Genomic DNA, 371 nt, shown 5'->3' on the forward strand with positions numbered 1-371 from the left:
AGATGGATACAACCGCTTGGCATCAAAAATGAGAAATGGTTCATATTTTCTTTTGTCGTTATCCAGGGGAGGGGAACGCCTTTGGGTGCGCACCCGCGCTCACGACCAAAGGGTAGCCCTGGCTTCGTGGTATTCTGCCCCGACAGTGAACCTCCAGGAGCCGAGTTCCTTCCATGACTACCCAGCTCAATCTCCCCATCGGCGTACAGGCGTTCGGCAAAATCCGCACCGGCGGGTTCTACTATGTGGATAAAACCCCTTACCTTCATCAGCTGATCGATGAAGGCAGCTATTACTTCCTCTCCCGCCCCCGCCGCTTCGGCAAGAGCCTGCTGCTGGACACCCTCAAGGAACTGTTCGAGGCCAACGAG

At 55.5% G+C, this 371-nt stretch carries 1 protein-coding gene; it reads left to right on the top strand.

Annotated elements, in window-relative coordinates; translation table 11 throughout:
• Positions 1-173: 173 nt before the first annotated feature.
• Positions 174-371 (top strand): AAA family ATPase (locus LQD11_RS15460; RefSeq protein ID WP_238618353.1); only part of this gene is annotated, 198 nt, incomplete at its 3' end.

Source organism: Ectothiorhodospira shaposhnikovii (assembly GCF_022227765.1).
Lineage (GTDB): Bacteria > Pseudomonadota > Gammaproteobacteria > Ectothiorhodospirales > Ectothiorhodospiraceae > Ectothiorhodospira.